Origin of the sequence: Bartonella senegalensis OS02 (assembly GCF_000312545.1) — a bacterium.
GTDB classification, from domain to species: domain Bacteria; phylum Pseudomonadota; class Alphaproteobacteria; order Rhizobiales; family Rhizobiaceae; genus Bartonella; species Bartonella senegalensis.
Genome location: NZ_HE997543.1, coordinates 75,780 through 82,478, shown reverse-complemented (window position 1 = coordinate 82,478; position 6,699 = coordinate 75,780). Strand labels below are relative to the sequence as shown.

General features: G+C 38.7%; 5 protein-coding genes and 2 pseudogenes. 4 read left to right on the top strand and 3 right to left on the bottom strand.

The features are described 5' to 3' along the window. Positions 1 to 177: 177 nt before the first annotated feature. Positions 178 to 507 (bottom strand): protein tyrosine phosphatase family protein, encoded by a 330-nt coding sequence (locus tag BN200_RS07290; RefSeq protein WP_019221897.1) that lies wholly within the window; start codon positions 505 to 507, stop codon positions 178 to 180. 437 nt (positions 508 to 944) lie between these two features. Here BN200_RS07290 and BN200_RS07280 point away from each other — a divergent pair, with 437 nt between their 5' ends. From BN200_RS07280 to BN200_RS10120, 4 genes and pseudogenes are all read left to right on the top strand, one after another. Continuing rightward, the gene (locus tag BN200_RS07280) at positions 945 to 1,136 is read left to right on the top strand and encodes a hypothetical protein (RefSeq protein WP_154645990.1); all 192 of its coding nucleotides are present in this window, start codon (positions 945 to 947) and stop codon (positions 1,134 to 1,136) included. Between the two features lie 483 nt (positions 1,137 to 1,619). Beyond that, positions 1,620 to 2,249 carry a ParA family partition ATPase gene (parA, locus tag BN200_RS07270; RefSeq protein WP_019221891.1) on the top strand — a complete coding sequence of 210 codons (630 nt, stop codon included), beginning with the start codon at positions 1,620 to 1,622 and terminating at the stop codon, positions 2,247 to 2,249. Next, entirely contained in the window at positions 2,246 to 2,476 is a 231-nt protein-coding gene (locus BN200_RS07265) for a hypothetical protein (protein ID WP_019221890.1), read from the top strand. The genes parA and BN200_RS07265 overlap by 4 nt, the downstream gene beginning before the upstream one ends. A 729-nt stretch (positions 2,477 to 3,205) precedes the next feature. After that, a pseudogene (locus BN200_RS10120) lies at positions 3,206 to 3,331 on the top strand (integrase); the annotation flags it as partial. A gap of 804 nt (positions 3,332 to 4,135) precedes the next feature. On the opposite strand, the pseudogene BN200_RS09775 reads toward BN200_RS10120, so the two are convergent. After that, positions 4,136 to 4,919, bottom strand: a pseudogene (locus BN200_RS09775) (integrase); the annotation flags it as partial. Positions 4,920 to 5,355: 436 nt separating this feature from the next. Further along, positions 5,356 to 6,699: autotransporter outer membrane beta-barrel domain-containing protein (locus BN200_RS07250; RefSeq protein ID WP_019221886.1), on the bottom strand; the 1,344-nt coding region annotated here is incomplete at its 5' end.

Here is a 6,699-nt window from a genome sequence, read left to right as displayed (position 1 = left end):
TAGAATATCGTGGAATATATGAAGTTTTCGTTGTTTAGAGGGGGAAACAAATGTTTGGAGATCTGACTTCATCATTGCCTTCTCTTTTGCTTTTTCATAACCTGATGAGATTTTGCGGTTTTTATTATGGTTGAAAAGTTTACAGCTTGTTCCTTTCTCATCCGTTAATACAAGTGCTTAAAGGCGCGCTAGACGATAAAGATGCATGGAGCGTGTTCCATGATGACAATAGGCGAGAAGGGGCAAAGATGCTGTTTTTAAAATCGTTTTCATAGTTTCAATCTCTGATTTCTTTATGGTCGGTGGCACGATAGGAATGTGATAGGCTTTTATGCCATATTTGTGCGCTTCTGTTTTAATGAGGGAGAAATCAGGTTGATGCGGGTCTTCTTGATCGGGGCGGTTGCAAATGATCGTTTTGAAGCCAGCTTGCGCTAATGTTTCAACGTTTTCAACGCTGATTTGGGCACTGATAAAAATATCAGAGTCAATTTGTTGTAAGTTCATCCTTATTCATTTCCTCTGGGGTGCATTTTCGTGTTGTTCTTTTGTTTTTTACCAAAAAAACAATCATGTGTGAGGTTTTATAGGTGAATATTTTAACAGAAATGCTTCCTCTGTCGAGAAGAATAGATGTGGTTGGAAAAATATTCTCTGCGGCTACGCAAGATACCTTATGCATAAGACTCATCCCTTGTTGTGTCATGATCCTTTCTTTCTGCTGCTGGTGGCAACGTTTAATATGTTTTTATGATGTTATTTGTGGGCGGGGAGACAAAGAAATTTTTTGATGCGGCTCAAGCAAGAGAGTTTAAGAGAGTTGCTCATTTCTAAAGAATTCTTTGCACTTTTTGGATTGTGCTGTATTGGCTCGTTTTTTATCACAAATGCTGTGCGAGGGATGTTAAATCCGGGCTAAATTCACACCTCCCTTAGAGATGACTTTGTCATGGAGAGTGCGCAATGTTTCCTTTTTTGTTGTTCGTGTTTTTATGGCATGGCGCTTTTCTGGAAAAACAGCAGGCAGTTTATTGCGTTGCTTATTGATGCACTTTGGTGCACTTGTTTTAAGGAGACATCTTACTTTGCTTCCAATTCTTTCTCTCAATATCGTTTGTGCAGAGGATGATGCATGAGCTATTGGTATATCACAGCCTTTATACTTATGAAGCTATCAGCTTTCATCATCATTCTCTCTTCTAGGTCCCATGGTTGGGTTTTGACGGTTGATAAAAGGCATATGGCATTCTTTGTTAAATGGTTTTTATCATACATTGTTTCTTCTGGTGATGTGCAAGCGCATGTTTTTTCTGTTTCTGAATACAAGAGGATAGTACACAAAAAACTTCCTCTTTTTTGTGTTCATTCAATTTGCACAATGACGGATTCTCCTTAGAAATAAGGTATAATCTCTATGAGATGGAACAAGTTTTTCTTTCGGTTGATTGTATCGGTTACGCAAAAAAAAAGCATTTTAAGAATTCAATGGGGATTGATCCATACTAAAAATTTTGTTGTGAAATGGCAGAGATCATTACTTTGAATCTCTCAAAGGCTTCTTGTCTGCTTTATTATTTTCTGTATTATCGTAAAAACGATAAAGCTGAAAGGCGTCATAAATGATCATTGGACTCTTGAATCAAAAGGGGGGCGTGGGAAAAACCACTTTGAGTGTGAATCTTGCTGCTAGCTTTGCACGCACAGGAGCACGTGTGTTGCTTATTGATGTTGATCCACAAGGTAGTGCACTGGATTGGGCGGCTGCTCGTGAGGGTGCTCCTTTGTTTCCAGTTGTCGGTTTGCCGCGCCCAACAGTTCATAAGGAAATTACACAGATTGGTCATAACTATGATCATATCATTATCGATGGTCCTCCACGCGTCACTGATCTTGCACGCAGTGCTCTTATGGCTTCGGATTTCGTGCTTATTCCAGTGCAACCTAGCCCTTATGATATTTGGGCTGCTGATGGGATTGTAAAGCTTATTGACGAAGCACGTGTTTATAAAGAAAATCTGAAATCCACTTTTGTTATTAATCGTAAAATAGTTAATACAGCGATAGGGCGTGACGTGGGTGAAGCTCTTGGAATGTATCCAGTGCATGTGCTTTCTGCTCATATTGCACAGCGCGTGATTTTTGCAGAAGCGGCGACACAGGGAAAGGCCGTTTATGAAGTCGATAAGCAAGGACCAGCGGCAGCAGAGATTGAAGCCGTTGCAGCGGAAATCAAGGAGTTAGCACAATGAACAAAAAAATTAAAATTGGTACCAAACCAACCAATAAGTCAATTCCTCTCACAGCTGATGCATGGGTAGGAAACCATAAAGGGTGCAGAGAGGGAGGTATGAAACGCCTCACAATTGATGTACCGGAAAGTTTGCATCGTTTGATTAAGGTGAGTTGTGCAAGTCGTGGAACAAAAATAGCAGATGAGGTGCGTGAATTGCTTTCACAGAAATACGGAAAAATGTAAAAAATGATATACGATAATACGTTTTTATTGGCGTAATTTCTCTTGCTAAGAAGCAAATATTAGAAATGTAAATGTATTTTGCCCGGCGCTTTGTTCAGAAGAAGAGATTGAATTGAAAAAAGTAGCATACGCTATGGGAGGATATATTATCCGTAAAAATTTCTATTGTTCTGTTTCATTGTGGATCTTCTTCTAGGTTTATAGTGGCAATGACTAATAGGTTGCATGATTGTCGTCTAGAGGGGGGCTGATTTTTAACAAACAACAAATTTTCCTGATAATACTGAAACGAATGAGGTTTCTTTTAACTGTTTTGTTGTTGGTGTCTTAACACGTTTTGTTTCAAAAGCATTCCATTGAATATTGCTCTCCTCATTTAATATTGTTCGAACAGTTGAATTTAGTAAATTTACTATTGGTTTATAAAATAACGAAAAATAGCAGAATTCAGAGTCATGATTTCTCTTATAGAGGCTCTGGTTATAGAGATAAGATATTGATTTATAAATATAATTTATTGTTATTCACCTTGGATTAGAACTCTGAATATTGTTAAGATTTTCTCATTTCAAATCTGTATATGCTGAATTAATCAAAATCACTTGCTTGCACTTCACAAGTGGGGTTGGCGTGTGGGTAAAAATTGTACAAGAAATGACTAAAAATACCTCTTATGAATCGTCTCAAGTGCCAAGGGCTTTAGTAACATTTTGAGCTGGCAAATAGTATGATGGTGCTAGTTTGCTTCTTTATAAGCGTAAAGATGGTGGTGCTCAATGACTTTATCGTTATACCCTTCACAGGCGCCGCCATGAAATGGGCTTGGGTGCTTTAAGACATGTTTCTTTAAAAAAGCATGTGAATTAGCAAACCAATAGCGTCCTGTTTTACAGGAGAAACACTCCAATAAATAGAACGCTTCCGCTCCCTTGCAGAGTTTTTTCTTTTAGATGCAGGGAAATGCTCTTGTGAAAGAAAACAGATTTGCGGCCTATAAATACAGGCTGTACAGCTCTATACGCTTCATTAAAAGCCAACAGAGTTTGGGATTTTTTGTTTGCTGCTTTTTAAGGAAAGAGAAGATGAAAAAATTATCAAAAAGAAATGATGGTGATCAAAAGGAAATATAAGCCTCATTGTTCAACATGCGTACAAAAAGCAAAAATAGACACAAAAATAGTTGGCAAGGGGTGCTGGGAATTGATGCATAATTTAAAGACTCCCTTAAAATCCTCCTTTGAGCTTATGAGAATTTAAGGCACTTATTTGTGTAGGTCGTAAAAAACTAAAAGACACTGTTTAATGCGTTTCTATGATGAGAGCTAAGACAACGACAAGCGCATTAATGGTGATAATCAATGTTGAATAAAGCATAGCGGTTTTTATTATATCAGCCATAACAACCTCTTTTTGTGCTTTGTGGTATCTGTTTTTGAGTAACATACTGTTACATTCTGTAATATATGCTGATATAATATGTTGGGCAAGCTTAAAATCTTTTTTTGATTTTATGCAAAATAGAGAGATTTGGGAGTTGTGAAGCATGAAAAAAGGAAAAGTTTAATGGTCTTTCTTTATTCTTTTTGATTATGCCGGTGTAGCAAAAAACTCTTTTCATGAAGCTTTTTGATTGTCTGATGAATGTGATATCGCAGGAGCGATAATCCATATATCTCCATTCAATCTGACTTTTACAAAGATAACGCAAGGGACATGTGCGATCTCCTGTAAGCATAAGCAGACGCGGAGCCAGATGTGTTATGGTTGTTGTTTGGCAAAGTGTTTGATAAAAAAACTGGTATATCTCTCTATTCCATTGTTGGAAGGTTTATGACTTTATGGCGTTGTTTACCTCAGAGAGCTTGTGCTTTTGTTTTTGCTTGTCAATCAACATCCACGCCCAGCACCCCAGCATGTTTGAAACAGAGATCAAGACGAATAAGAGCTTTACCAGCTGTATTGGTTTTTGCATGCCAGAGAGAGGCAAGGATGTTGCCTACTCTCTGTTTTTGTAATCTCTAAAGCGGGGAGACAGCTTCATTTGGGGAGAATATAAAGGCATAAAGATAAAAACCAATTTCCATCTTTACCGTCGCCTTTCCGTTCAGTTTTACGACTTTTAAAAGCATCTAAAGCGATATCTTTTCAATAATGGAGATTAGGCATTGCCTTACGCTTTTGTTTTTCACGTTTTTAATGGGTGCAGGTCTTTCACGTAAAACAGAATGCCACCCAGTTGCAGGTTCACGGGCTTGTTTTCAAGAGACATCTCTCAATGCTCTCAAGCTTCTTTCACGGCAGCACCTGTGAAGGATATAACGGTAAATCTATTGAGCACCCCCATCTTTACGCTTGTGAAGAAGCAAGCTGGCACCCTCATTCCTTTGCCTCTTCTCACATGTTGCGGCAATTCTTAGCACTTGAGATGGTTCATAAGAGGTATTTCTACTCCTTGTCTTAACAATTTTTACTCACACATCAGCTCAGCTTGTTCTGTGCAAATAAGTGGTTTTGATTGATGCAATATCAACAGGATTGAAATGAGAGAATCTTAACAGTATTTGGGGTTCTTATTCAACATGCAAAGCAGTGAATTATCATTATAAATTAATGTTTTGCTTGTGGTAAGAGGATCAATAAAAACAGTTCTTCAACTGCTCTTTCTATAAACAGAGCGGATGAGAAGAGTGAAGTGTGTTCCGCTTATATTCCCGCTCATTACTACCGACACTTCGATGATGAGGAAAAGAGTACCAATAAAGTTAAAAGGCAGCCCAGTGTGCTGCCTTTTTTATGGATGTGAATGGAATAAAACAACGTTTGCTTTTAATAAAACGAGGTTTGTTTTATAGTCTTATATTACCCTTCGCGATTGTGCATTAAAACTGATAACGTATTCCACCTGAAAAATTAGTGCCCGATATGCCAGCTTTTTGCAGTTTGCGTTGATAACTGACATCCCCATGAAGGGCAAAATTGTGAGAGAGTTGGGCATTAACACCAAAACCACCTTCAACCGAAGATCCCATAGGGTCAAGGTGAAGAGTATCCCCAATCTGTATCGTTCCTTGATCATCAAAAGTTTTGATAATATTTACTTTTCCATAAAAGGAAACAACACGGTTTCTTTCAACAACACTTACAGTTTGTGTCAAACGCCCCCCAACACGTAGCAACCATTGATAAGGATTGCCCATATTTACGTTAAAGCCATCAATATCTGAGAGGGTACCAAACATGAGACGTTGATAAACAAATTGTGCTTGTGGTTCAAAAACCAATCCCTCTACATGGGTTGCCAATTTTTGTCCAATGGTAGCCGATGCCCCCAATGTTTTTGTCTTATTGAGTTTTGTAGTATTTCCAATAAGGGCAGTGGTGATATTGCCCTTTATAGTTCCGTAAGAGAACAGTGTATCGAGATAGATGCCCTTGTCATTCTGGAAGCTGCCATATGCAGTGAGTGACCATTTATCAAGGATACTTTTTTCAGCGTCTTCCATTTCCTTTGGGGTGAAAGCCAGTTTTCCGTATGTTCCCATAATACCAAGATTTGTGGTGCTGTTTTTTCCTTCTCGCTCTGCCAATGTAAATCCTGTTTGTACAGCCGCATAGCGCACTTCAGCCCCATAGCCGTAGTGTAGTGGACTACGGCTAGAAGATAAGATGATTTTATTGCCATAGGAGGATAGGAAGATTCGTGTCTTGCTTTCTGGTTCAAACAGGGTTGTGCGCATATTGTTTAACAGTGCATTTTGATTGTTCAGATCAGTAAAACCAGCAGAGAATAAAGCATTAGGCATGACCAAGTAGCTCGCAACTTGTGGCACAAGAGCCCTTGTAGCTCTTCTTGTTCTTTTAGCATCAAGAGAGGTAGTTTTTTCAGCATCAGCGGGGGTTGTTTCTTCAGGACCAAGAGAGGAAGCTTCTTCTACATCAGAAGAGGTCATTTGCGCAGGATTAAGAGTAGTAGTTTCCTCCGCATCAGAATCGGTCGTTTCCTCAGAGTTAAGAAAGGCAATTTCCTCATCATTAAGAAGATTAGTTTTCTCAGTGTCAAGAGCATCCGTTTTTTCAGGATCAAGAGAAGTGGTTTCTTCTACATTAGAAGGGATTATTTGCTCACTACCAAGAGAGGCTGTTCCCTCAGAACTAGGAGAGACCATTGTTTTAGTATTAACAGGGGTGTTTTCCTCTGTATCAGAAGAGACTGTTTCTTCAAG

What these genes read in the sequence shown, in the direction of transcription:
- BN200_RS07290 (WP_019221897.1), bottom strand. Translation starts at nt 507, where the DNA reads ATGAACTTACAACAAATTGACTCTGATATTTTTATCAGTGCCCAAATC.
- parA (WP_019221891.1), top strand. Translation starts at nt 1,620, where the DNA reads ATGATCATTGGACTCTTGAATCAAAAGGGGGGCGTGGGAAAAACCACT.
- BN200_RS07265 (WP_019221890.1), top strand. Translation starts at nt 2,246, where the DNA reads ATGAACAAAAAAATTAAAATTGGTACCAAACCAACCAATAAGTCAATT.